The organism is Cryptosporangium arvum DSM 44712 (assembly GCF_000585375.1).
Classification (GTDB): Bacteria; Actinomycetota; Actinomycetes; order Mycobacteriales; family Cryptosporangiaceae; genus Cryptosporangium; species Cryptosporangium arvum.
The window spans coordinates 27,931-51,338 of the sequence record NZ_KK073874.1 but is presented as its reverse complement, the minus strand read 5'-3'; the positions used below and the strand labels follow the sequence as shown (position 1 = coordinate 51,338).

At 70.1% G+C, this 23,408-nt stretch carries 20 protein-coding genes, 1 tRNA gene and 1 pseudogene; 8 read left to right on the top strand and 14 right to left on the bottom strand.

Going from position 1 to position 23,408, the window contains the following annotated elements; all coding sequences use genetic code 11:
* Window positions 1–75: 75 nt before the first annotated feature.
* The 11 genes and pseudogenes from CRYAR_RS00250 to CRYAR_RS00200 all read right to left on the bottom strand — a co-directional run bounded on the left by CRYAR_RS00250 (window position 76) and on the right by CRYAR_RS00200 (window position 11,673).
* On the bottom strand, window positions 76–1,785 hold the full coding sequence (locus tag CRYAR_RS00250; RefSeq protein WP_035847418.1) for a solute symporter family protein: 1,710 nt from the start codon (window positions 1,783–1,785) through the stop codon (window positions 76–78).
* 218 nt (window positions 1,786–2,003) lie between these two features.
* Window positions 2,004–2,342: pseudogene (locus CRYAR_RS50540) on the bottom strand (DUF485 domain-containing protein); the annotation flags it as partial.
* Window positions 2,343–2,485: 143 nt separating this feature from the next.
* The gene (locus CRYAR_RS00240) at window positions 2,486–3,046 is read right to left on the bottom strand and encodes a DoxX family protein (protein ID WP_035847412.1); all 561 of its coding nucleotides are present in this window, start codon (window positions 3,044–3,046) and stop codon (window positions 2,486–2,488) included.
* A 170-nt stretch (window positions 3,047–3,216) separates the two neighbouring features.
* Window positions 3,217–3,942, bottom strand: a complete 726-nt coding sequence (locus CRYAR_RS42425) for a class I SAM-dependent methyltransferase (protein ID WP_051569524.1) — start codon at window positions 3,940–3,942, stop codon at window positions 3,217–3,219.
* A 163-nt stretch (window positions 3,943–4,105) separates the two neighbouring features.
* Window positions 4,106–5,821: a sodium/solute symporter gene (locus tag CRYAR_RS00230; RefSeq protein WP_035847409.1), complete on the bottom strand. Its 1,716-nt coding sequence runs from the start codon at window positions 5,819–5,821 to the stop codon at window positions 4,106–4,108.
* A 46-nt stretch (window positions 5,822–5,867) separates the two neighbouring features.
* Entirely contained in the window at window positions 5,868–6,245 is a 378-nt protein-coding gene (locus CRYAR_RS00225; protein WP_035847402.1) for a cofactor assembly of complex C subunit B, read from the bottom strand.
* A gap of 1 nt (window position 6,246) precedes the next feature.
* On the bottom strand, window positions 6,247–6,999 hold the full coding sequence (locus CRYAR_RS00220; RefSeq protein ID WP_035859779.1) for a response regulator: 753 nt from the start codon (window positions 6,997–6,999) through the stop codon (window positions 6,247–6,249).
* On the bottom strand, window positions 6,993–8,198 hold the full coding sequence (locus CRYAR_RS00215; protein WP_051569523.1) for a sensor histidine kinase: 1,206 nt from the start codon (window positions 8,196–8,198) through the stop codon (window positions 6,993–6,995). Before CRYAR_RS00215 ends, CRYAR_RS00220 begins: the two co-directional genes overlap by 7 nt.
* Before the next feature lie 45 nt (window positions 8,199–8,243).
* A complete protein-coding gene (locus CRYAR_RS00210; protein WP_084699811.1) occupies window positions 8,244–9,824 on the bottom strand; it encodes a sugar transferase in 1,581 nt (526 codons plus the stop codon).
* A gap of 202 nt (window positions 9,825–10,026) precedes the next feature.
* Window positions 10,027–10,881 (bottom strand): Fpg/Nei family DNA glycosylase, encoded by an 855-nt coding sequence (locus CRYAR_RS00205; protein WP_035847396.1) that lies wholly within the window; start codon window positions 10,879–10,881, stop codon window positions 10,027–10,029.
* A 105-nt stretch (window positions 10,882–10,986) separates the two neighbouring features.
* A complete protein-coding gene (locus CRYAR_RS00200; RefSeq protein ID WP_157017166.1) occupies window positions 10,987–11,673 on the bottom strand; it encodes a hypothetical protein in 687 nt (228 codons plus the stop codon).
* Window positions 11,674–11,856: 183 nt separating this feature from the next.
* Here CRYAR_RS00200 and CRYAR_RS00195 point away from each other — a divergent pair, with 183 nt between their 5' ends.
* Window positions 11,857–12,564, top strand: coding sequence for a LuxR C-terminal-related transcriptional regulator (locus tag CRYAR_RS00195; protein WP_051569522.1), 708 nt, complete (start codon window positions 11,857–11,859; stop codon window positions 12,562–12,564).
* On the opposite strand, the gene CRYAR_RS00190 is transcribed toward CRYAR_RS00195, so the two are convergent.
* Both CRYAR_RS00190 and CRYAR_RS00185 read right to left on the bottom strand, forming a co-directional pair.
* Window positions 12,561–13,232, bottom strand: coding sequence for a L,D-transpeptidase (locus tag CRYAR_RS00190; RefSeq protein ID WP_035847386.1), 672 nt, complete (start codon window positions 13,230–13,232; stop codon window positions 12,561–12,563). The two genes, CRYAR_RS00195 and CRYAR_RS00190, sit on opposite strands and share 4 nt — an antisense overlap.
* 77 nt (window positions 13,233–13,309) lie before the next feature.
* Window positions 13,310–14,191: a phosphotransferase gene (locus tag CRYAR_RS00185; protein WP_035847380.1), complete on the bottom strand. Its 882-nt coding sequence runs from the start codon at window positions 14,189–14,191 to the stop codon at window positions 13,310–13,312.
* A gap of 61 nt (window positions 14,192–14,252) precedes the next feature.
* Between CRYAR_RS00185 and CRYAR_RS00180 the strand changes: the two genes are divergently transcribed.
* Window positions 14,253–15,230: an LLM class F420-dependent oxidoreductase gene (locus CRYAR_RS00180; protein ID WP_035847373.1), complete on the top strand. Its 978-nt coding sequence runs from the start codon at window positions 14,253–14,255 to the stop codon at window positions 15,228–15,230.
* Between the two features lie 316 nt (window positions 15,231–15,546).
* Here the strand turns inward: CRYAR_RS00180 and CRYAR_RS00175 are convergent.
* A tRNA-Leu gene (locus CRYAR_RS00175) sits at window positions 15,547–15,632 on the bottom strand.
* A gap of 71 nt (window positions 15,633–15,703) precedes the next feature.
* On the opposite strand from CRYAR_RS00175, the gene CRYAR_RS00170 reads away from it, so the two are divergent.
* From CRYAR_RS00170 to pknB, 6 genes are read left to right on the top strand one after another with little or no spacing between them, the layout of a single operon-like run.
* Window positions 15,704–16,570 (top strand): FhaA domain-containing protein, encoded by an 867-nt coding sequence (locus CRYAR_RS00170; RefSeq protein WP_035847369.1) that lies wholly within the window; start codon window positions 15,704–15,706, stop codon window positions 16,568–16,570.
* Window positions 16,570–17,109: an FHA domain-containing protein FhaB/FipA gene (locus tag CRYAR_RS00165; protein WP_035847365.1), complete on the top strand. Its 540-nt coding sequence runs from the start codon at window positions 16,570–16,572 to the stop codon at window positions 17,107–17,109. The genes CRYAR_RS00170 and CRYAR_RS00165 overlap by 1 nt, the downstream gene beginning before the upstream one ends.
* 55 nt (window positions 17,110–17,164) lie before the next feature.
* The gene (locus tag CRYAR_RS00160; RefSeq protein WP_051569520.1) at window positions 17,165–18,604 is read left to right on the top strand and encodes a PP2C family protein-serine/threonine phosphatase; all 1,440 of its coding nucleotides are present in this window, start codon (window positions 17,165–17,167) and stop codon (window positions 18,602–18,604) included.
* Entirely contained in the window at window positions 18,601–20,082 is a 1,482-nt protein-coding gene (locus tag CRYAR_RS00155) for an FtsW/RodA/SpoVE family cell cycle protein (RefSeq protein ID WP_084699809.1), read from the top strand. The genes CRYAR_RS00160 and CRYAR_RS00155 overlap by 4 nt, the downstream gene beginning before the upstream one ends.
* Window positions 20,079–21,533 carry a peptidoglycan D,D-transpeptidase FtsI family protein gene (locus tag CRYAR_RS00150; protein WP_035847362.1) on the top strand — a complete coding sequence of 485 codons (1,455 nt, stop codon included), beginning with the start codon at window positions 20,079–20,081 and terminating at the stop codon, window positions 21,531–21,533. Before CRYAR_RS00155 ends, CRYAR_RS00150 begins: the two co-directional genes overlap by 4 nt.
* Window positions 21,534–21,579: 46 nt before the next feature.
* Window positions 21,580–23,403 (top strand): Stk1 family PASTA domain-containing Ser/Thr kinase, encoded by a 1,824-nt coding sequence (gene pknB, locus CRYAR_RS00145; protein ID WP_051569518.1) that lies wholly within the window; start codon window positions 21,580–21,582, stop codon window positions 23,401–23,403.
* Window positions 23,404–23,408 lie beyond the last annotated feature (5 nt).

Below are 23,408 nucleotides of genomic sequence, written 5' to 3'. Positions count from 1 at the left end.
CGACAAAACCAGCGTGGCGGCGTCCCACCCTCCCGGACGAGGGGTGAGACGCCGCCACTGGCAGGGACGATCGAGCTAGACCGCGCCGGAGCCGGTCAGCGACCGGACCTCGAGCTCAGCCCACTTGTCCTTGTCGCTTTCCTTCGACAGGTACGTACCGATGATCGCGCAGGCGAACCCGATCGGAATAGAGACCAGACCGGGGTTGTCCAGCGGGAACCAGTGGAAGTCGACGTCCGCGGGGAACAGCGACAGGCTCTTGCCGGTGGTCGGGTTCACGCCCTTGCCCGACACGACCGGCGAGAAGAACACCAGGCCGACAGCGGCGATCAGACCGCCGTAGATACCCGCGGTCGCACCGGTGGTGTTGAACCGCTTCCAGAACAGCGAGAGCAGGATCGCCGGCAGGTTCGCCGACGCCGCCACCGCGAACGCCAACGCGACGAGGAACGCCACGTTGAGTTGCTGCGCGAAGATCGCCAGGACGATCGAGATCGCGCCGATCACGAACGCGGAGATCTTCGCGACGTTGACTTCCTGACGCTCGTCGACCTGCCCGCGCTTGATCACGTTCGCGTAGAAGTCGTGCGCGAGCGAGGAGCTGGACGCGAGGGTCAGACCGGCGACCACGGCGAGGATCGTCGCGAACGCCACCGCGGCGATGACCGCGAGGAGAATCGCGCCACCACCGTCGCCGGCGTACTCCCGGCCCAGTTCCTCGGCCAGCTGTGGTGCCGCGGTATTGCCGGCCGCGTCCTGGGCCGCGATCGCTTTACCTCCGACGAGCGCTGCGGCACCGAAGCCGAGCGCGAGCGTCATCAGGTAGAAGATGCCGATCAGCGTGATCGCCCAGTTGACCGACGTCCGGGCGGCGCGTGCGGTCGGCACCGTGTAGAAGCGGATCAGGATGTGCGGAAGGCCGGCGGTGCCGAGCACCAGCGCGAGACCGAGGCTGATCAGGTCGAGCTTGCTGATCAGTGTCTTGGTCGCGTCGCCGGCGGTTTCGACGCCGTAGCGCAGACCCGGCTCGAGGAACGCGGATCCCTTGCCGGAGGCTTCGGCCGCTTCGCCCAACATCGTCGAGATGTTGAAGTTGAACTTCCACAGCACCAGCACGGTCATCAGCGCGGCGCCGGTCATGAGCAGCGCGGCCTTGACGATCTGCACCCAGGTGGTGCCCTTCATGCCACCGACCGTGACGTAGACGATCATCAGCGCGCCGACCATCACGATCGTGACGATCTTCGCCGTGTCGGCGGTCATGCCGAGGAACGTCTCGCCGGCCTTGATGCCGAGCAGCAGCGCGACCAGCGCGCCCGCGCCGACCATCTGCGCGAGCAGGTAGAAGATCGAGACGACGATCGTGGAGAGCGACGCCGCGGTCCGGACCGGCCGCTGCCGCATCCGGAACGAGAGCACGTCGGCCATCGTGAAGCGGCCGGAGTTACGCAGCGGCTCGGCGACGAGCAGCAGCGCGACCAGCCAGGCCACGAGGAAGCCGATCGAGTACAGGAAGCCGTCGTACCCGTTCAGCGCGATGATGCCGGCGATGCCGAGGAACGACGCCGCGGACATGTAGTCGCCGCCGATGGCCAGGCCGTTCTGGAAACCGGAGAAACTGCGTCCGCCGGCGTAGTAGTCCGTGGCGGTGCGGGTCTGCCGGCTGGCCCAGATCGTGATGCCGAGCGTCGCGGCGACGAACAAGAGGAACAGGACGATCGTGAGCGTCCGGGCGCCGGAGCTCGTGCCGCTCGCCTCCGCGGCGAGGATCGTGTCGACGGTCATTCAGCTGCCTCCCCGGACGCGGCGGGCTTGGTGGGCTCAGCGTCCTTGTCCGCCTTGGTTTCCGAGGCGGTCGGGGCGGGCTTGGTGGTCGGAGCCGTCGTAGCGGCCGGAGCCGCCTCGGCGGTCGTCGCCGTCGTGGTGGTCGTCGCGGTCGTCGTGGTGGTCGCGGCCGTCGGGGCGGTGGTAGCCGCCGGGACGTCCGCGGCCGACTCGGCGTCGAGCTCGGCCTTGATCTGCTCGGCGAGCGGGTCGAACCGCTGCGACGCGTAGCGCGAGTACAGCCAGGCGATGAGGAACGTCGAAACGAACTGCAGAACGCCGAAGACGAGCGCGACGTTGATGTTGCCGACGACCTTGCTGGCCATGAAGTCGCGCGCGTACGCGGACAGCAGGACGTAGAGCAGATACCAGACCAAGAAGGCCACGGTCATCGGGAAGATGAAGCGGCGGATCGTGCGACGAAGTTCGACGAACTCCGGACTTGCCTGCATCGCGAGCGCGCGGGCAGCTCGTTCGTCAGGAGCGTCGGCGTCCGTGGGCTGGACATCGGTAGACATGCGGGCACCTCCCCGGTGATCAGAGTGGGGTGCCCGCACGCTAGAGGTGCTTGACCGGTCCGGACGCTGTGTGTGCCGCTAGTTGCGACGAGCGGTCACGCGGCTGCGCTCAGTGGCCTGGATCACAGCGCCCGGCGGTCGGGTCAAACGGGGAGCTTCTCGCGAGCCAGCTTCGCGGCGTGCTCGGTCGACTTCCGAGCCGACTTCGCGGCGTGCTCGGTCGACTTCCGGGCCGACTTCGCGGCGTATTCGGTCGACTTCCGCGCCGACTTCGCCGCTCGCCGGGCCCGCCAGGAGATGCTCGGGCGGCCCTGCGTGTCGACGGCGGCCAGCACCAGGCCCCCGAGGACGGCGAGGTTCTTCTCGAACTCGGCGCGCTGGCGGGCCTTGGTCTCCGGCGAGGCGTCGGCCGACTTGTGCGGCAGGATGCCGCCGGCCGGCACCAGCGAACCGGCGAGCAGGAGCGCCGACAGGCGCGGTGCGCGGCCGAACGCGAGCGCGGTACCGGCCAGGATCTGGACGGCGGCCGTCGCGCGGACCACCGTCGTCGGGTCCTTGGGCACCGAGGGGAATTGGTTGGCGACCCGCTCGACCAGCGGCCGAACGGCTTCCGCGGATTCTCCGGGGTCACGCAGAGCGGCGTAGCCCCCACGGACGAACGTGTAGCCCAGCAGCGTGCGGGCAGCGAAGCGTACCGGTGTCATCTCCAAAAGATGCCCGCGAAGCGGGCATCTAAAGCGCCCCCCAGGGCGCGTTTGCTCGAACCTGGAGCCCGCTGAGGGCGACGCTGCCGATCGGGCGGCAGGACGCCGCGTATAGCTGATACTCAAGTCCTGCCGCCCGCTCGGCAGCGTCGTTCTAAGCGGGCCGCCCGCTAATGCGCGGTGGCGACGAAAAGCCCGGTGTCGGTGGTGAGGTGGAAATGGCCGTCGCGGTCGATCACGGCCGCGACCTCGGCGCGGATCTCCGCGGCGTGCTCGATCGAGAGCCGCCGTCCGCACACGGCGGCCAGCAGCATCATCACGGTGTCGGCGTCGAGCAGGCGGAAACCGTCGGAGAAGCGCTCCTGACGCACCCCGGCGAACCGCTCGGCCAGCACGAGCGCGCCGTTGCCGAGGTGGAACCGCGGCACGTCGAGCGGACGCCAGCCCTCGACCCGCCCGGCCAGCAGCCGGTCGAGCTCGATCAGGTGCGTCGGCCCGTCGGCGGCGAGCACGATCGACCCACCCGGCCGGAGCACCCGGCCGAACTCGCCGAGCGCGGGCATCGGGTCGTCCAGAAGTTCGAGCAGGTGATTGGCGACGACCGTGTCGAACGCCGAGTCACCGAGCGGCAGGTCCGCGAGGTCGCCGTGGGTGACGGTGACCTGGGGCGCACCGTCGACCGCGTTGCGCAGTTCGGTGACCACGTCCGGGTTGGTGTCGGTGAGCCAGACCCACCAGGCCATCGGTAAGCGGTCGTAGTTGTACGTCCAGAGGAGCCCGGCCCCGGCGCCGACCTCGAGCACCGCCGCGACGTCAGGCGTGTGGACGAGGATGCGATCGAACAGCCAGCCGTACCAGGGCAGCCCCGCGGTCAGCGGATCGTGTTGCGCGCGCATCCCTTCGGATAGCTGGGAACGGCCGGTGCGCCGCACGGATCCACCCTGGGTGGTATCGCGGAAACGGTGCATGGTTCCCGTCCTCTCGGGTCGCGCCCCTAACGGAATCACCATTCTGGGGCACAGGAGGCTATTCCTCGAAACGATCGGCGAATCGCAACTATCAGTGACGAAGAGACTCTGGTGCGTGTAGGCGAAGCATCATTGCGCCGACGTTCGCGGGAATTCTGCGTCGCGTCACCACGGACACCGTAACCATCACCGCGAACGCCAGGGGGACCGTCCAGGCCGCCGGTTGGGCCACCAGCGCGGCCGGCCACCCGGTGAGCGTCGGACCGGCCACCGCCAGCAGTACCGCGACGGCCGCGGCGCCGCCTCCGACCAGCAGGCCGGCGGCCGCACCGACGTCGGTCAGCCCGCGCCACCAGATGCCGAGGACCAGCAGCGGGCAGAAGCTCGACGCCGCCACCGCGAACGCCAACCCCACCACCTGGGACACGTCGAGGCCGTGCAACTGCAGCGCGAGCACGGTCGGCACCGCTCCGGCCACCACCGCCGCCCAGCGGAACCCGGCCACCGAGCCGGCCGACCGGCCGACCTCGGGTGCACCGAGCACGTCGGTGGCGAGCACACCGGCCACCGAGACGAGCAGCCCCGACGCCGTCGACAGGAACGCGGCGAACGCGCCCGCCGCCACCAGGCCGCCGACGAGCGACGACGCGAACCCGTCGAGCATCGCCGCGGGGAGCACGAGCACGACCGCGTCGGTGTTGCCGGTCATGAACAGCTCCGGCGTGTAGATCCGGCCGAGCGCGCCGTACAGCGCGGGGAACAGGTAGAACGTGCCGAGCAGGCCCAGCACGACGAGCGTCGTGCGCCGGGCGGCCGCACCGTCGGGGTTGGTGTAGAAGCGCACGAGGACGTGGGGCAGCCCCATCGTCCCCAGGAACGTCGCGAGGATCAGCGAGTAGACGCCGAACAGCGCCGCTCCCCCGGTGGTCGACGGGGTGAGCCAGCCGGTGCCGTCCCGCGCGGCCAGGCCGACGAGGTGGGGCACCGCGGAGTCGGCCGGGAACGTGACCGAGGCCGGGCCGATCTCGTGCGTGCCCGGCGCGAGCGTTGCGGAGCCTGTCCGGTCGCTGCCGTCGATCCGCCCGTCGACGCGGATCGTCACCGGATCGGTCACTTCGACGCGCACCGGCGTACGGACGTCCACGTTCGTCTCGGCCCGGAAGACCGGTGCGGTCGGCGGGGCGAGTTCGGCGCGTTCATCGGCCTGCCAGGCCAGGAGCAGAACGGCGACCGGGAACACGATCGCGGTGAGCTTGAGCCAGTACTGGAACGCCTGGACGAACGTGATCGAGCGCATGCCGCCGCCGGCCACGTTCGCGGTGACCACGATCGCCACGCCGACCGCGCCGACCCAGTAGGGCGCGCCGGTCACGGTGCCGAGCGTCAGCCCGGCGCCCTGCAGTTGCGGCACCAGGTAGAACCAGCCGATGAAGACGACGAACGCGGTCGTCAGCGATCGCAGCCGGGGCGAGGAGAGCCGGGTCTCGGCGAAGTCGGGCAGCGTGTAGGCGCCGGAGCGGCGCAGCGGGGCGGCGACGAACAGCAGCAGCGCGAGGTATCCGGCGGCGAACCCCACCGGGTACCAGAGCATGTCGACGCCGTTCTTCATCACCAGCCCGGCGATGCCGAGGAAGCTGGCCGCCGACAGGTACTCGCCGCTGATCGCCGCGGCGTTCCAGGTCGGGCTCACCGCGCGGCTGGCGACCAGGAAGTCGCTCGTGGTGCGGGCCAGGCGGACGCCGTAGAGCCCCAGCGCGATCGTCGCCAGGGTGACGGCGACGACCGCCACGAGGCCCGAGAGGTTCATGAGGCGATCGCCGCTGCGGAGCGGCGGACGCCGCCGGGGCACCCGGTCATGATCTCTCGACCAGCTCGACGAAGTCGCGCTCGTTGCGCTCGGCACCCCGGGTGTAGATCCACCCGGCCCCGACGAACAGCGGATAGGCGGCGACGCCGAGCAGCAGCCAGGGCAGCCGGACCCCGAAGAGGGTCGTCTCGGCGAGCCCCGGGAAGAGCGCGAACACCAGCGGCAGCGACCCGACCGTGAGCGCGACCAGCGCGGCCATCCGCACCGCGAGGCCGAGCTGGGCCCGCACCAGCCCGCGTACCAGCACCTCACCGACGTCGGTCTGCTGGTCGAGCTCCGCACGCACCGGCGGTGTGCGGCGCGCCTGGGGCATGTCGCCGAGCACGACGCGGACCCGCTGGGGAATCTTCGGCTCCTCCGCCACCTCAGCGCCATCCCGTCTTCGCGGCACGCACCAGCCGATCCTTCAGTTCACGCGTGTGGCGGCGGCTGACCGGTAACTCCCGGCCGTCCACGACCACGACGTACCCGCTCGAGCCCAGCCGCAACTCGGCGATCACCCGGAGCGCCACCAGGTAGGAGCGGTGGATGCGGACGAATCCGGCGTCGGCCCAGCGTTCGGCCAGCAGCGAGAGCGGCACCCGCACCAGGTGGTTCCCGTCGGAGGTGTGCAGTCGGGCGTAGTCGCCGTGCGCCTCGACCCACCGCACCGAGGAGCGGGGAAGCATCCGGGTGGTGCCGGCCAGCTCCACCGGGATCACGTCGTCGGCGACCGGCTCGGGCTGGGGCTGCTGACCGGCGCTGGCCACGCGTGCCCGCGCCGCGCGTCGGATGGCTTCGGCCAGCCGATCGGCGCGCACGGGCTTCAGCAGGTAGTCGGCGGCGCCGAGGTCGAAGGCGTCGACCGCGCGATCGTCGTGAGCGGTGACGAATACCACGGCCGGCGGCGACGCGAAGCGCCCGAGCAACCGCGCCAGCTCCATGCCGTCCAGGCCCGGCATCCGGATGTCGAGGAACACGACGTCCACGCCTCGGTCGCGGAGGTGGCGGAGCGCCTCGGTGGTGTCGCCGGCCGTCACGACCTCCGCGACGCCCTGGTCGCCGCGGAGCAGGTACGCGAGCTCGTCGAGCTGGAGCGGCTCGTCGTCGACCGCGAGGACACGGAGTCCCTTCACGATGCCCACCCACTCACCACTCGGACTCCCGGCTGGAATTTCGGTACCCGCATGCTCACCTTCGTGCCTGCGCCCGGCGCGGTCTCGACGACCAGACCACAGCCCGGCCCGAACACCGAGCGCAACCGGTCGTCCACATTAGTCAGGCCGACGTGGGCGCTCCGGTTGTCGTCGGTGCGTTTCAGTTGGTCGGGGTCCATGCCGACGCCGTCGTCCTCGACGCTGATCAGGCATTCCGACCCCGCGTCCGACGCGATGATGCTTACCGTCCCGGTGCCGGCCTTGCCCGCCAACCCGTGCTGAACGGCGTTCTCCACCAGCGGCTGCAGGCACAGGTACGGGACGACGACCGGCAGCACCTCGGGCGCGACCTGCAGACGCACCTGGAGCCGCTCGCCGAAGCGGGCCCGCTCGATCAGCAGGTAGCGGTCGATCGAGCGCAGCTCCTCCGCGAGCGTCGTGTACTCGCCGTGCGCTCGGACGCTGTAGCGGACGAACTCGGCGAACTCCTCGATCAGCTCGCGGGCCCGATCCGGGTCGGTGCGCACCAGCGCGGAGATCGCCGACAGCGCGTTGTAGATGAAGTGCGGGCTGATCTGGGCTCGCAGTGCACGCAGTTGCGCCTCGGCCAGCCGCTCGCGGGACACGTCCAGCTCGGCGAAGGCTAGCTGGGCCGACACCCAGTCGGCGGTCTCGACCGCGGCCCGGACCAGGCCGGGAACCGGGTCGGTGTCGACGATCGCGACGAGCGCGCCGGCCATGTCCTCCCCGGTCGACAGCGGCACGACGACCGCGCCCCGGACCGGGCATTCGAGCAGATCGCAGAGCAGGTCGTCGGCGTGCAGCGCGACGACCCGCCCGGTTCCCTCGAGCGCCTTCAGCACGGCCGGAGCGTGGTGCTCGCCGGGACCGTCCCAGGCCAGCACACGGTCGGGTGCGACCAGGCCGACCGCGGCGCCGCCCAGCAGCTGGTGCAGCGGGCGGATCGCTTTCCCGGCGGTCGCCTCGGTCAGGCCCGACCGCAGCGGCGGCGCGGCCAGGCTCGCGACGTGCAGGACCTGGTAGGTCGCCCGCTGGGTGGGCGTCGCGATGACCCGTCGCTTCCGCGACCGCAGGACCAGTGCGACGCCCAGCAGGACCGCAACCAGAACGACCGCGGCGACGGCACCCGCGGTCGGGGACACGGGAGCGGCGCTGCTCATCCGCTCATGATGGAGTGTGTGACGTCGGCCGCGCGAGCGAACCGGTCAGTACGCCCCATCCCGCTTCATGACGGCGAAGAGCGTCTTGTACAGAATCATGAAGTCGAACGCGAGCGACCAGTTGTCGACGTAGTACAGGTCGAGCCGGACCGCGTCCTCCCAGGAGAGGTTCGACCGCCCCGACACCTGCCAGAGCCCGGTGATGCCCGGCCGCACCAGCATCCGGCGCCGGACGTCTCCGTTGAACTCCTCGTTCTTCACCGGCAAGGGACGCGGACCGACGAGCGACATCTCGCCGAGGAGCACGTTGATCAGCTGCGGCAGCTCGTCGATCGACGTCTTGCGCAGGAAGTGGCCGACCCGGGTGATCCGTGGGTCGTTCGCCATCTTGAACAGCAGTCCGTCGGTCTCGTTGCTGCCGAGCAGCTCGGCCAGGCGTTGTTCGGCGTCGACGTACATCGTCCGGAACTTCCAGACCCGGATCGTCTCGCCGCCACGACCGGCCCGAGCCTGCCGGAAGAAGACCGGGCCGGGGTCGGAGATCTTGATCGCCAGCGCCGCCACGCCCAGGATCGGCGAGATCAGCAGCAGGCCGACGAACGCGGCCAGCCGGTCGAGCAGGCCCTTGAGCAGCCAGCCGACACCGGAGATCGTGGGCTCTTCGACGTGCAGCAGCGGCAGGCCCTCGACCGGGCGGATGTGTACCCGGGGGCCGGCGATGTTCGTCAGCGCGGGCGCGACGACCAACTCGATGCCACTTCCTTCGAGCTGCCACGCGAGTCGGCGCAGAGCGTCGGGGGTGACGCCGCGGGCACCGCAGACGGCGATCGTGTCGGCACCGACCTGCTTCACCCGGTCCATCGGCTCGACCGTGCCGTTGAACACCGGGATCGGCAGCGAGGCCACCTCGGCGGTGGGCTCGGTCAGGCAGATCCCGACCGGCACCAGACCGGCGTTCGGGTTACGGGTGGTGATCCGGTACACCGACAGCGCCTCGCCCAGCGTGCCGACCAGCAGGATGCGCTGCGACGCCCGGCCGCGCTTGCGGACGACGTGCAGCACTTTGCGCGTCCCGAACCGCACGAGCAGCGTCACCACCGCGGTGAGCGGCAGAACGGTGCCCACCGACAGACGCGAAAGGTCGGCCTTCTGCGTGAACGCGAGGAAACAGACGATCGCGGTGAGCGTGATGATCGCCTTGAACACGCGCTTGAACTCATCGGGGCCGAGGCCGAGGTACCGGCTCTCGTACGCTCCGTGCACCCACAGCGACAGCACCCACGACGCCGGCAGGATGACCAGCGCGGTCCAGTTCAGCACGTCCCGGTCGAAGAAGCCGGAGCCGGCCTGTTCGTAGGAGTTGATGACGAACCAGCCCGCCGCCGAGCAGCTCAGGAAGTCGAGCAGGAGCAGCAGCAGGCGGTACCGGTGGGCCCAGCGCGGGTGCCGGGTGCCGCTCCGCGTACGGGGCGAGCGCTGCACACCGCCGGGTTCGCGTACCAGGCTGCTCTCCAGAGTCGGCGCCAGCGCGTTCGCGACCGCCTCCGGCGTCTCGACCGGAGTTGGTGCGATGGTCGCCGGCGGGGCGACGGCCGAAGGTGCGGGTGGAGCGGCGAGGTCGGGCATGCGGCCGTTCTTCGTAGAAGTTGGCTGTGAAGTAGGTGACGGAGTCCGCTCAGCGCGCTGGGTCACGACTGTCGCCTCGACCGCACGAAGGTCCACTCCCCACTTCGGTCACCCGTCGGATGAAGCACGGTAGCGCTCCTTTCCCCAGTGCGAAACCAGGGACACCGGTGACTGGTGGGACTGATTACTGACTGCATGGACTTCACCGGATCAACTTGGACATTCTGCGGTCGGCGAGCGGCTTGCCGCCTGTCTGGCAGGTCGGGCAGTACTGCAGCGACCGGTCCGCGAACGAAACCTCGCGTACGAGGTCTCCACACACCGGGCACGGCAAACCGGTCCGCGCGTGGACGCGCAGCCCGGAGCGCTTCTCCGCCTTCAGCGTTGCCGAACCCTGGCCGATGCTGCGCTCGACGGCGTCGCTCTCGACCGATCGGAGAGCACCGTACAGCCGAGCGATCTCCTCGTCATTCAAGCGACTCGCGATCGCGAACGGCGAAAGCTTCGCGACGTGCAGAATCTCGTCGGAATATGCATTTCCGACGCCGGCGATCACGGTCTGGTCGGTCAGCACGCCCTTGATCTGGCCGCGGTGGCTCCGGACCCGCTCGGTGAACTCCGCCTCGGAGACCGCCAGCGCGTCGGGGCCGAGACGCGCGACGCCCGGGACCTCGTTCGGATCCCGGACCAGGTACACGGCCAGGCTCTTCTTGGTGCCGGCCTCGGTGAGGTCGAAGCCGGATTCGTCGTCGAGGTGCACCCGCAGCGCGATCGGCCCGCGGCCGGGCTTCGGCGGAGCGGCCGGCAGCTTGTCGCGGTAGTGCAGCCACCCGGCCCGCGCGAGGTGCGCCACCAGGTGGATTCCCCCGACGTCGAGGTCGAGGAACTTGCCGTGCCGGGTGGCTCCGGTGATCAACGCACCGTGCAGCGAGAGCGGCGTCGGGTCGTAGGTCTTGAGCACCCCGATCGCGGCGACGTCGATCCGTGTGATGGCGTGGCCGACCGCGCGCTCGCGCAGGTAGGCCGCGAGCGCCTCGACCTCCGGAAGCTCGGGCACACGTTCAGTCTGCCTCCGCGCATCCACTCATCGCGCGCGGACCCCTACGGCGTGTCCGAATCGGTGCGGTCGGCCTCGGCGGTACGGACGAGGGGTTCACGACGCTCAGGGGCTGACGAGCGGCTCCACCGTGGGGAGGGGCAGCGGCACGCCGGAGGACGCTTCCGCGCTGGGCGACGGGGCTTCGGAGGAGGGCGTCGGGGGCGCCGGAGCGCTGGTTTCCTGGCCGCTCTCCGGCTCGTCCGACGGTGCGTCGACCTGGATCGTCACCTCGGCGGTCCGCTCCTCGGTGCGGCCGCGGCAGTCGGCCGTGGTGACCGTGACCCGGACCCGGAACCGGCCGGCCGGGAACCGGTGGGCGGTGGTGAGTTCGTCGGCGTGCGCTCCCGGGCCGCCCGTGCAGCTCACGACCTCCGCCGAGCTGGCGGCCGTGCCGTCGCCCCAGCTCTCGGTCAACCCGGCGTACCGACCGCTCCCGTCCGACCACCGCACTCGGAAACGCACCAGCTCGTCGGACGTGAACGGCCCGGCCGGAACGACGATCCGCACGGTGAGCCCGGCCGCCGCGCCGCCGCCGCTCCGTAGCGGCGGCGTGGCGGCCGGCACCGTGGCGTCCCGGGCCCTGCTCTCCCCGGCCGGGGACACCGCCGCCGAGGCGGAGGTGCCGGCGTCGAACGCCGCGTGGCCGGGCGCGCGTTCGGCCCGAGCGGCATCGCGCGCACCGGACGGAGGTTCGGCGATCGCGGCGCCGAGCAGGAACGCGGGCACGGCCAGTGCACTCAGCACAGCCACCCGACGTCCGGTTCCGTTTCCCCGCCACACGAACAGCTCAACGCCCGAACCTTCGGTTGGTAACGCGACACGACGGATAAGTAACAGATAGTGGCGGGAAGTACGCGCAGATCACCTCCCAATGTGGTACGCATCGGACGGCGAAAACGACCAGACGGGGGTGACCCAATCGCTGCGCCGGTGATGCCACGTTCCCGGCCCGCGGAGCGCTACCGAGCCCGGATCGCGGTGGTCGGTGGCGATCGGGATCCGGGACTGCACCGGACGGCGGGTCTCCTCGAGTCCGAACCCAGCTTCGACGTCCGCACCGATCACGTGGCCGGTCACGGCGCCGGTCGGGATCGGCTGGCGCTGCTCGACCGGACCCAGCCCGACGTCGTCCTGGTCGGGCGGTTCCCGGGCCGGCCCGAACTGACCGCGCTGATGGCCCGCGAGGTGGTCGACGCCGCCGGGCGGCCGAGCCGGTTGATCGCACTGGCGGCCGGGCCTCCCGACGCCGAGCTGCGTGCCGTGCTCCGCGCCGGGGCCATCGGCTTCCTCCGGGCCGACGCCCGGCGCACCACCGTCCTCGAGGTGATCCTCCGGGCCGCCGAGGGCGCGGTACCGAGCAGCCCCGCCGCGACGACGACGCTCGCGACGGCGTTCGCCGCACCGCCGCGGCAGCCCGGGTCGGGGGCGCGGCTCAGCCAGCTCACCCGGCGCGAGCGCGACGTTCTCCGGCTGGTCGCCAAAGGCCTGTCGAACGGCGAGATCGCCGCTGCCCTGGTGGTGACGACGAGCACCGTGAAGACGCACATGAACGCGATCCTCGGCAAGCTCGGCCTGCGCGACCGGGTGCAGGCGACCGTCTTCGCCTACGAGAGCGGCCTGATCCGCCCCGGTGGGCCCTAGGTCCCGGGCTTGCGGCCGAAGATCTTCACCGGGGTGCCGCGCCGGGTGTACGAGTACAGCGCGGTGGCGTCGGCCGGGAGCAGGTTGATGCACCCGTGCGAGCCCGGCGATCCCGGGTCGTAGAGCCAGGTCGTCGTCTGGTGGAAGCCCATGTCCCGGTAGAACCGCTGCCAGTACGGGAGCTTCACCTTGAAGTACGAGGAGATCGTGCTGATCTTCTTGTCCTGGATCTTGTACGTGCCGGTCGGCGTGATGAGGCCGGTGCGCCCGGTGCGGATCGGCACCGGTCCGTGGATCCGCTTGCCCGACCGGGTGACCCACATCACCTGGTGGGTGAGGTCGACACAGACGCGGAGGCCGGACGAGTACCCGCAGGACCCGAGCGAGGCGTTGCTCAGGCGGCTGACGACGCTCGAGGTGAGCGGACCGGCGTATCCGGCGGTCGGCCGGATGTCCATCCGTCGCTGGAACTTCTGGACGGCGAGGCAGTCGGCGTAACTGGCCGTCCCGTCGACGGGCAGGCCCAGGTAGTTCTCCACCTGACGCTGCGCGGGCCCGGTCCGCGGCGAGCACCCGGCCGCCTGCGCGGTCGACGGCAGCAGCACGCCGAGGCTCGCGCCGGCCAGCGTCGCGACGACGGCACAGCGCAACACAGCACGTCGAATCATGAGGGCTTCCGTTCGAGGGGGTGACGCAGAACTATCCGGGCCGGGCGCCCGGGGTCAAGCGGGGAGTCACCAACCGGTCACTTCACGGCTCGGTGGACGCGGGCCCGCACCTCGTTCCAGGTCTCGGCCAGCCGGGCCCGGCGGGCGACGCCCACGTCGTCCGTGCGGTGCTGGTAGGAACGGCGCTCCCGGCCCAGCAGGAGCGCGACGTTCACCAGAAACGGCTCCACGGCCGCCGGTCCCCCGTCGTCGACCAGGTCCTCGATCGCCCGCCGCGGCCCGTGCAGCTCCCCGAGTAGCACCCAGAGCTGAGCCAGGTCGAACCCGGCCAGGTAGAGGCCGGCCGTCGCCCAGTCGAGGAAGACGAACCCGTCCCGGGTACTCAGGACGTTGTCGAGCACCGGGTCGCCGTGGGCCAGCTCCCACCGGCCGGCCGAGCGGCGTGCCAGCTCGGCCACGGCGGCGCGGTCGACGTCGTCGAACACGCCTTGACGCCGCGCGCGGTCGATCCGCGGCGTGTAGTTCACGATCCAGGACTGCCCGACCGGCGGCTGCCACTTGGCCAGCTGGCGTAACTCGGTGAGCGCACCGGCGAGCTCGGTCGGCGGGATCGGGACCGTGGGGTGCCGCTCACGCGCCAGGGGCCGCCCGAACACCCGCTCGAGGAGCAGCACGCCGCGCTCGGCGTCGGCGGCGAGCAGCTGCGGTGTGCGCACCGGCGGCGGGACGCTCTCGAACAGCCGGTAGGCCTCGACCTCCCGCAGGAAGTGCTCACGCCAGAACGGAGCGCCGCCGGCCAGCACCTTCGCCACCACCGGGCTGAGGTCGACCGAGCCGGCGACGACGAACGACGTCGCGCTGCGGTGCAGGACGGTGCCGGGCACGAACCGGGGACACACCTCGTAGACGAGGCCCAGCAGGGCGTCGTCCGAGACCGGCTCGGCATCGGTGAACAACATCGGCGCTGACCATACCGACGCATGTCGGCGTAGTGGGGCAGAGCGCGGGTAACGCCGCGCCATGGTGAATTTCGGTTACACGCTCATGTGCGAACAGGCCGGTCCGACCGCGTTGGTGAGTCACGCGCGGCGCGCCGAGGAGACCGGCTTCGACTTCGAGGTCATCAGCGACCACTACAACCCCTGGCTGGACGCGCAGGGTCACGCGCCGAACGCCTGGTCGGTACTGGGAGCGGTCAGCCAGGTCACCGAACGGGTGCCGCTGATGACATACGTCACGTGCCCCACCCTCCGGTACCACCCGGCGGTGATCGCGCAAAACGCCGCGACGACCGGCCTGCTCTCGGACGGACGCTTCTGGCTCGGCCTCGGCGCCGGGGAGAACCTCAACGAGCACGTCGTCGGGCGGGGCTGGCCGCCGGCGAACATCCGGCACGAGATGCTCAGCGAGGCCGTGGACATCATCGCGGCCCTCTTCACCGGCGAGTACGTCAACTACGTCGGCGAACACTTCCGGGTCGACTCGGCCAAGCTCTGGGACGTGCCGGACTCGCCCCCGCCGATCGGGATCGCGGTCTCGGGCAAGCAGTCGGCCGGGCTGGCCGCCGAGAACGCGGACTTCCTCATCGCGGTGGAGCCGGTCGGCGACCTGATCGACCAGTTCGAGCGGGAGAGCGGCAAGCAGGGCGCGCCCAAGGTGGGGCAGCTCCCGATCTGCTTCGACGCCGATCGGAGCGCTGCGGTCACCCGGGCGCACGAGCAGTTCCGCTGGTTCGGCAACGGCTGGAAGGTCAACGCCGAGCTGCCCGGCCCGGCCGGTTTCGAGGGCGCGACCCAGTTCGTCCGCGAGGAAGACGTCGCTGAATCGATTCCGTGCGGTTCGGACCCGGCCGCGGTGGTGGAGGCGGCCCGCCCGTACGTCGAGGCCGGCTTCACCCACCTGGCGTTCGTGCAGATCGGCGGTGAGCACCAGGAAGGCTTCCTGGATTGGTCGGAGAAAGAGCTCCTGCCGGCACTGCGGGAGAGCTTCCGGGCGTGAATGTGGCGCAGATCATGAAGATCCCCAACCGGCTTTCCGGGCCGGAAGGGGATGCGCCGGGGCGATTCGAACGCAACGATTTCGACACCGAACGGCGCTGGTAGTAGCGTTCCGCGCTCCGAGGTCAACCGATGAGGGGATGCTATGAGAACCGTCGGCACGACCGGGGTAGCTGCGGCTACTCATGGCCGCGGCCGGTCGGTGACCAGGACAAGCATCACTGGTGTCGGATCGCGGACGCTCGTGGAACAGGTCTCCACCGAAACGCATTCGGCCCCGCTCGGCCCGTACGGGCCGGCGAGGCCGGAGGTAGTTCTGGTGGGCAAGGGGGGAGTTGAACCCCCACGTCCTTTCGGACACACGGACCTGAACCGTGCGCGTCTGCCATTCCGCCACTTGCCCGGCGAAGACCTGGGAACTCTAACACGTGCCGGATGCTCCCCTCTCGGGGGTTCGCGGCGGCCGATACGATCATGCCGAACCGAGGACAGGAGGAACCGGTGGGCGTTCTGCAGCGCTTCGAGAAGAGGTTGGAGAACCTCGTCGAGGGGGCGTTCGCCAAGGTCTTCAAGGGAGTTGTGCATCCCGTGGAGATCGCTAGCGCGATGCAGCGCGAGGCGGATGCGCACAAGTCCATCTTGGGCGGTGGGCGCACACTGGTTCCCAACCGCTACATCATCGATCTGAGTCCGAGCGACCACGACCGGCTGGCCCAGTACGCGGCCCCGCTGGCGCAGGAGCTCGCGCAGGCCCAAGCCGAGTACATCGGCGAGCAGGGCTGGACGGTGTACGGAGACGTCATCGTCGAGATCGAGCGTGGAGATGGCCTCGACACGGGTATGTTCCGGATCGCCGCCGAGGTGTACACCGGTGGCGTCGAGCCGGCGCACAACCCGAACCCGTACCAGAACCCGCCGCCGCAGGGGTACAACATGCCCCCGCAGGGTGGAGGGCTGCCGCCGGTCAGCGGCCCGCCCGGGTACGGAAACCCCGTCAGTGGTCCGGGGTACGGCAACCCGGTGAGCGGTCCGCCCGGACCGCAGGGTGGCTATGGAGCCAGGCAAGCTCGGCTGATCACGTCGGACGGGCGGCAGTTCACGATCGTGATCGGCTCGACCGTGATCGGTCGCGGCGAGGGCGCGCAGGTGCGCCTGGCCGACGTCGGCATCTCCCGGCAGCACGCCCGGGTCGATTTCGACGGCTCCCGGGTGGTGCTCACCGACCTGAGCTCCACCAACGGCACCACGGTCAACGGGAACCGGATCAACGCGGCGGCCCTCCAGCACGGCGACGTCGTGCAGCTGGGTACCACGTCGCTCACGTTCCGGCTGGATGGCTGATGCCGGAAGTCGTACTCGCGGTCGCCCGGTTCGGCTTTCTCGCGCTGCTCTGGGTGTTCGTGTTCGCCGTCGTCGGAGTGATCCGGCGTGACCTGACCGGGGCTCGCCAGCCCCGGCTGGTCGCGACGCCCCGCGGTGTGCCGTTGGCACCCGCCGGGCGTCCGGCGGCGGAGCAGAGCAAGCCGGGGCGGGCGAAACGCGGTCTCTTCGGCGGAGGCGGCGGTAGTGGCGGCGGAGGCGGTGCGGGCGTGCCCCGCACGCTCGTCGTCACCGAAGGAGCGTTGACCGGGACTCGAATCACTCTCGGTGATTCACCGATCACCCTCGGGCGCGCGGATGACTCGACGTTGGTGCTCAATGACGACTATGCGTCAGCGCAGCATGCACGTCTGGTGCCGCGTGCGGGCGAGTGGCTGATCGAAGACCTGGGGTCTACCAACGGCACGTATCTTGGCCCAACCAAGATTTCGGCCCCGACCCCCGTCCCCCTGGGCGCGCCGATCCGAATCGGCCGCACGTCGATCGAGTTGCGCTCATGAGCCAGCGAAGCGAGCGAAGCATGCACCTTTGGCACCTCCTCGGCGAGGATCGCGAATGAGCCTCACGCTGCGCTACGCGGCAAAGTCCGACCGTGGTCTCATCCGGGAAGGGAATGAAGACTCGGTCTACGCCGGCCCGCGACTGCTCGCGGTGGCCGACGGCATGGGCGGCATGGCCGCCGGTGAGGTGGCCTCGAACATCGTCGTCCGAGCGTTGGAACCCCTCGACGAGGACGTGTCGGCGCACGATCTGGTCGACGCGCTGCGAGGGGCGATCGGCCACGCCAACCAGCAGCTCCGCGACGCGGTGGACGCCAACCCGGCCCTGGAGGGCATGGGCACCACGCTGACGGCGCTGCTGTTCAGCGGGACACGGCTGGCACTGGCGCACGTCGGTGACTCCCGGGCCTACGTGCTGCGCAACAGCGAGCTGCACCAGATCACCCGCGACGACACGTACGTGCAGATGCTCGTCGACGAGGGCCGGATCACCGCGGACGAGGCCAACACCCATCCGCAGCGCTCCCTGCTCACCCGGGCCCTCGACGGGCGCGAGGTCGAGCCGGAGTTCTCGGTCCGGGAAGCTCGGCCCGGCGACCGGTACCTGCTCTGCAGTGACGGGCTGTCCAGCGTCGTCTCGATGGAGACGATCGAGGACGCCATGCGGATCGACGATCCGGCTCAGGTCGCCAACCGGCTGATCCAGCTGGCGCTGCGCGGCGGCGGTCCGGACAACATCACCGTGATCGTCGCCGACATCCTCGACGACCGGCTGGCCGACAACGCGCCGGTCGTCGGTGGCGCCGCGGCGCGCGACCGCACGACGTCGGCCACCGCCGACACCGCGGCCGGCCGGGCGGCGCTGGCCACTCCGCCCCGTCCCACCCTCGACGACAACAACTACGGCGTCGAGGAAGAAGACGAGCCGGTCGAGAGCGGCGGCCGTCACCGCCGCCGCACCACCGCGCTGCTGACCGTGCTCGCCCTGGCGGCACTCGCCGCCGGCGGGTACGCGGCCTGGCACTACACCCAGCAGCAGTACTACGTGGGAACGACCGAGGCCGGACACGTTGCGATCTACCGCGGCGTGTCCGGCTCGCTCGCCGGCCTGGAATTCTCCACTCTGCAATCCGACACCGATCTGCGCGTCGACGACCTCCAGCAGGTCGCCCGCGAGTCGGTGGAGCAGACGATTCCGGCCGAGAACCGTGAGGACGCTTACACGATCGTGGACAACCTCCGGCAGGGTCAGGTCCTCCCCTGGTGCCACGGCGACGCCACGCCGACGCCGACCCCGTCGGTGACCCCGTCGACTACTTCTTCGGCCTCGCCCACTCCGAGCGAGAGCACCAGCCCCAACTCGAGCGCGACGCCGTCGAGCACCGCCTCCGCGTCCCCGAGTGCTCCGGCTGCCACCGCGTCCCGGCCGGCCGGGGAGATCCTTCCGGCCGGTGAGAGCGACAAGCCCGGCGAGAATTGTCGGGTGGCCCGGTGACGGCTTCGGCCGCCCCCCGCCCCGCCGGCGGATCCGACCCCGCCCTCACCAGTGTGATCGGGCGGCCGGACCGACCGCTCGCCAACAACCAGCGCAACACCGAGCTCTTCCTGCTGATCGTTTCGCTGGTCGTGGTGACCGGCATGTCGGTCGCGGTCCAAGCCTCGGTGCTGGGTGAGATCAGCGGCAACGCGCTCGCGCTGCCCGGTCTGCTCGCTCTGCTGTTCTTCGGCGCGCACGTGGCCATCCGGTTCCTGGCCCCGTACGCCGATCCGTTGATCCTGCCCGCCGTGGCCACGATCAACGGGATCAGTGTCGTCTTCATCCGTCGCCTGGACCTGGGCCGGCTCACCCCCGACGAGCGGCTGGCCGCCGGCGTCCTGAGCGGTGAGGGCAGCGAAGCCCTCAAGCAGTACATCTGGGCGACGGTGGCGATCCTGGGTTTCGTCGCGCTGCTCTGGCTCGTCCGGGATCACCGGTCGCTGGCCCGGTTCGGCTACATCGCGCTGTTCACCGGTCTCGTACTGGTGATGCTTCCCGCGGTGCTGCCCTCGTCGCTGAGCGAGATCAACGGCGCGAAGCTCTGGATCATCATCCCGGGCCTCGGCCAGATCCAGCCGGGTGAGTTCGCGAAGATCGCGCTGCTGCTGTACTTCGCGCGCAGCCTGGTCGACAACCGCGACTTCCTGCAGATCGTCGGCAAGTACCAGACGCTCAAGGCGACCCCGGGCTTCCTGTTCCGGGCCTACGCGCCGATCATCGGTGCCTGGCTGGTCAGCCTCAGCATCCTGGTCTTCGAGAAGGACCTCGGGTCGTCGCTGCTGTACTTCGGCCTGTTCCTGGTGATGCTCTACATCGCGACGAACAGCTGGCGCTGGCTGGTCATCGGCCTGCTGCTGTTCATGGTCGGCGCCTACTCGGCGTTCCTGGTCGTCAGCCGGGTGCAGCTGCGGGTGAACGTCTGGCTCCACCCGTTCGACGATCCGTTCGACACCGGCTACCAGATCGTCCAGTCGCTGCTCGCACTCGGCAGCGGTGGCCTGTTCGGGTCGGGGCCGGGTGCCGGGTCGCCCAACCTGCTCAGCCTCTACGCGAGCACCGACTTCGTGTTCGCGGCGATCGGTGAGGAGATCGGGCTGTTCGGCCTGACCGCGCTGCTGATGCTCTACGCGCTCATCGCGTCGCGGGGCATCCGGGCCGGTCTGGACGTGCGTGACTCGTACGGCAAGTTGCTCGCCGGGGGGCTCGCCTTCTCGATCACGTTGCAGACGTTCGTCATCGTGGGCGGGGTGACGAAGTTGATCCCGCTGACCGGTCTGACGACCCCGTTCCTCGCGTACGGAGGATCGTCGCTGGTCGCCAACTGGCTCATCATCGCCCTGCTCATCCGCATTTCGGACGCCGGTCGACGGCCGGCCAAGGTGAAAGCTCCGCCACTCCAGTTGCGGGACGCCCCGACTGAGGTGGTCAAGCTGTGAACGCTCCGCTCCGACGTGTAGCGGTCGCGGTCTTCGTGCTGTTCGCACTGCTCTTCGTCAACCTGAACTACGTCCAGGTGGTCAAGGGCGACGACTACCGCACGAGCGACCTGAACGAGCGGGTCCGGATCTCCAGCTACGAGCGCCCGCGCGGGCTGATCATGGTCGAGGACCAGGCGATCGCCGAGTCCGTCGAGACCGACGGACGGTACAAGTACCAGCGCAAGTACCCGCAGGGCGAGCTGTACGCGCACGTCACCGGCTACCAGTCGATGATCTACGGCAACAGCGAACTCGAGGCCAAGGAGAACGAGGACCTCTCCGGGGAGTCCGACAAGCTGTTCGTGCGCCGGATCACCGACATGATCACCGGCAAGAAGAGCAAGGGCGCGAACGTCATCCTGACGCTCGACAAGGAGGTCCAGGCGGCCACCGCGGACGCGCTGGAGGGCGAGAAGGGCGCGGCGATCGCGCTGGACCCGAAGACCGGCGAGATCCTGTCGCTGGTGTCGAACCCGGCCTACGACCCGAACCCCTTCGCGTCGCACACCGACCAGCCGCAGAAGGACGCCTGGAAGAAGCTCAACGGCGACAGCGTCAACAAGCCGCTGCTCGACCGGGCGCTGCGCCAGACCTACCCGCCGGGCTCGACCTTCAAGGTGATCATGTCGGCGGCCCTGGTCGACCGGGGCTACAAAGCCGACTCGCAGGTCGACGCACCGAATCAGTACACCGCTCCGCAGACCGAGAAGTTCATCGAGAACTTCCACGGCGAGACGTGTGGGAACGGTGTCCAGGTCAGCCTCGAGTTCGCGCTCCAGGAATCGTGCAACACGGTGTTCTCCAAGCTCGGCGTCGAGGTGGTCAAGGCCGAGGGCATCAAGGAGAAGGCCAAGGAGTTCGGCTTCGGGGACACGAACCTGGAGGTTCCCCTCGACGTCGCGGCCAGCCAGACCGGCGAGATCGCCGACCCACCCGCGGTCGCCCAGTCCAGCATCGGCCAGCGTGACGTCCGGATGACGCCCCTGCAGGGCGCGATGATCGCCGCGGCCGTCGCCAACAATGGCAAGCTGATGACGCCGTTCCTGGTCAAGAAGGTGGAGGCGGCCGACTACACGACGCTCTCGACGACCCGGGAGCGCGAGTACTCGTCACCGCTGAGCGATTCGAACGCCGCCGAAGTCCAGAAGATGATGCGTGCGGTCGTCCAGAACGGCACCGGTAAGCGTGCCCAGGTGGACGGGGCCGACGTCGGTGGCAAGACCGGTACCGCCGAGGACGGCGACGAGCGTCAGGACCACGCGTGGTTCATCGGCTATGCGATCGTCGACGGGCAACCGGTCGCCGCGGTCGCGGTGGTACTGGAGAACGCCGGCACGTCCAGCAGCTCCTCGGCGGCGATTGCCGGGACGATCATGAAGTCGATCATCGAGCAGCGAGCGAACCGATGATCCGCACCGAGGACCCGCGTGGGTCCGCGATACCGAGGACGAGGCGATGACCGAGGCCCGCCTGTTTGGCGGCAGGTACGAGATCGGCCACGTGCTGGGCTACGGCGGAATGGCCGAAGTTCACATGGGGCGCGACCACCGGCTCGGCCGGGACGTGGCGATCAAAGTCCTGCGGTCCGATCTTGCTCGTGACCCTGGTTTCCAGGCGCGGTTCCGTCGCGAGGCGCAGAACGCGGCCGCGCTGAACCACCCGGCGATCGTGTCGGTCTACGACACCGGCGAAGACCACTCCAGCCGGGACGGCGTCGCGGTGCCGTACATCGTCATGGAGTACGTCGAGGGCCTCACGCTCAAGGAGGTGCTGACCGCCGAGGGGCGGCTGGTGCCCCAGCGTGCGCTGGAGATCGTCGCGGACGTGTGCGCCGCGCTGGACTTCAGCCACCGGCACGGCATCATCCACCGGGACATCAAGCCCGGAAACGTGATGCTGACGCCGCAGGGCGCGGTCAAGGTGATGGACTTCGGCATCGCCAGGGCGATCACCAGCGCGTCGTCGCAAATGACCGCGACGTCGGCCGTGATCGGCACCGCCCAGTACCTCTCCCCGGAGCAGGCCCGCGGCGAGACCGTGGACGCGCGGTCGGACGTCTACTCGACCGGTTGCCTGCTGTACGAGCTCATGGTCGGGGAGCCCCCGTTCACCGGTGACAACCCGGTTTCGGTGGCTTACCAGCACGTCCGTGAGGACCCCATTCCGCCGAGCCAGCGGAACCCGGAGATCAGCGCGACGATCGACTCGATCGTGCTCAAGTCGATGGCGAAGAACCCGGCCCAGCGCTACCAGAGCGCCGGTGAGATGCGCGCCGACCTGCTGCGTGCCGCGGCCGGGCGCCCGGTGGCGGCCGGGCCGGTTCCCACCGGTGGCGAGCGCACCGCGGTGCTCGGCGGCGGCGCGGCCACCCGTGTCGTTCCGACTCCCGGCGGCGGGTACTCGACGTCGGTCGGCACCGCGGTCGGCAACGGCGCCGAGAAGCGGCGGGGCGCCACGATCGCGGTGGGCATCCTCGCCGTCGTCGCGTTGGTCGCCGTGGTCGCGTTCGCGGCCAGCAAGCTCGGTGGCGGAGGCGGCAAGGAGGTCACGGTCGCCGACGTCGTCGGCGCGAACCAGGTCTCCGCGACGAGGGAGCTCCAGGCTCAGGGCCTGAACGTCACCGTGCGCACGGTGCCGAGCACCACGGAGCAAAAGGGCAAGGTGACCGAGCAGAACCCGGCCGCCGGCGAGAAGGCCAAGGAAGGCGACAAGGTCGAGATCTCGATCGGCGGCGGGCCCGGCGAGGTCGCGGTGCCGGACCTGAAGGGCCTCGACGAGGACGGCGCCAAGCAGCGTCTGGAGCAGGCGAAGCTCCAGTTCAAACCGGAGGACGACGAGGACAGCGACCTGCCCGAGGGCCGGGTCACCGGGCAGGACCCCGCGCCCGGCCAGAAGCTGCCGGAGAACGGCACGGTCACGGTCCGCATCTCGAAGGCCAACCGCGTGCTGGTGCCGGACGTCAAGGGGCTGACCTTCGACGACGCGAAGAGCCGCCTCGAGAACGCGGGCCTCAAGGCGCGCAAGGCGGAGGCGGCGTCCGACAAGGCGGCCGGCACCGTGATCTCGCAGACGCCGGACCAGAACACCAAGCAGAACCGCGGCACGACGGTCACGCTCACCGTGTCGACCGGCCCGACGGCGTCCGACTCGCCCGACCCGGACGAGTCGCCGAGCGAGGATCCCGAGCCGAGTGACTCGGCGGAGCCGACCGAGAGCGCCGGCGCCAGCGCGTCGGCCGGCTCGACTCCCCGCGTGGGGCCGAACACGCTCACGCGCTGACCGAC

Bases quoted from the DNA above. Each gene is read 5' to 3' on its own strand.
- CRYAR_RS00250 (WP_035847418.1), bottom strand. From the start codon at position 1,785: ATGACCGTCGACACGATCCTCGCCGCGGAGGCGAGCGGCACGAGCTCC.
- CRYAR_RS00240 (WP_035847412.1), bottom strand. From the start codon at position 3,046: ATGACACCGGTACGCTTCGCTGCCCGCACGCTGCTGGGCTACACGTTC.
- CRYAR_RS42425 (WP_051569524.1), bottom strand. From the start codon at position 3,942: ATGCGCGCGCAACACGATCCGCTGACCGCGGGGCTGCCCTGGTACGGC.
- CRYAR_RS00230 (WP_035847409.1), bottom strand. From the start codon at position 5,821: ATGAACCTCTCGGGCCTCGTGGCGGTCGTCGCCGTCACCCTGGCGACG.
- CRYAR_RS00215 (WP_051569523.1), bottom strand. From the start codon at position 8,198: ATGAGCAGCGCCGCTCCCGTGTCCCCGACCGCGGGTGCCGTCGCCGCG.
- CRYAR_RS00210 (WP_084699811.1), bottom strand. From the start codon at position 9,824: ATGCCCGACCTCGCCGCTCCACCCGCACCTTCGGCCGTCGCCCCGCCG.
- CRYAR_RS00195 (WP_051569522.1), top strand. From the start codon at position 11,857: ATGCCACGTTCCCGGCCCGCGGAGCGCTACCGAGCCCGGATCGCGGTG.
- CRYAR_RS00190 (WP_035847386.1), bottom strand. From the start codon at position 13,232: ATGATTCGACGTGCTGTGTTGCGCTGTGCCGTCGTCGCGACGCTGGCC.
- CRYAR_RS00185 (WP_035847380.1), bottom strand. From the start codon at position 14,191: ATGTTGTTCACCGATGCCGAGCCGGTCTCGGACGACGCCCTGCTGGGC.
- CRYAR_RS00180 (WP_035847373.1), top strand. From the start codon at position 14,253: ATGGTGAATTTCGGTTACACGCTCATGTGCGAACAGGCCGGTCCGACC.
- CRYAR_RS00170 (WP_035847369.1), top strand. From the start codon at position 15,704: ATGCCGAACCGAGGACAGGAGGAACCGGTGGGCGTTCTGCAGCGCTTC.
- CRYAR_RS00165 (WP_035847365.1), top strand. From the start codon at position 16,570: ATGCCGGAAGTCGTACTCGCGGTCGCCCGGTTCGGCTTTCTCGCGCTG.
- CRYAR_RS00160 (WP_051569520.1), top strand. From the start codon at position 17,165: ATGAGCCTCACGCTGCGCTACGCGGCAAAGTCCGACCGTGGTCTCATC.
- pknB (WP_051569518.1), top strand. From the start codon at position 21,580: ATGACCGAGGCCCGCCTGTTTGGCGGCAGGTACGAGATCGGCCACGTG.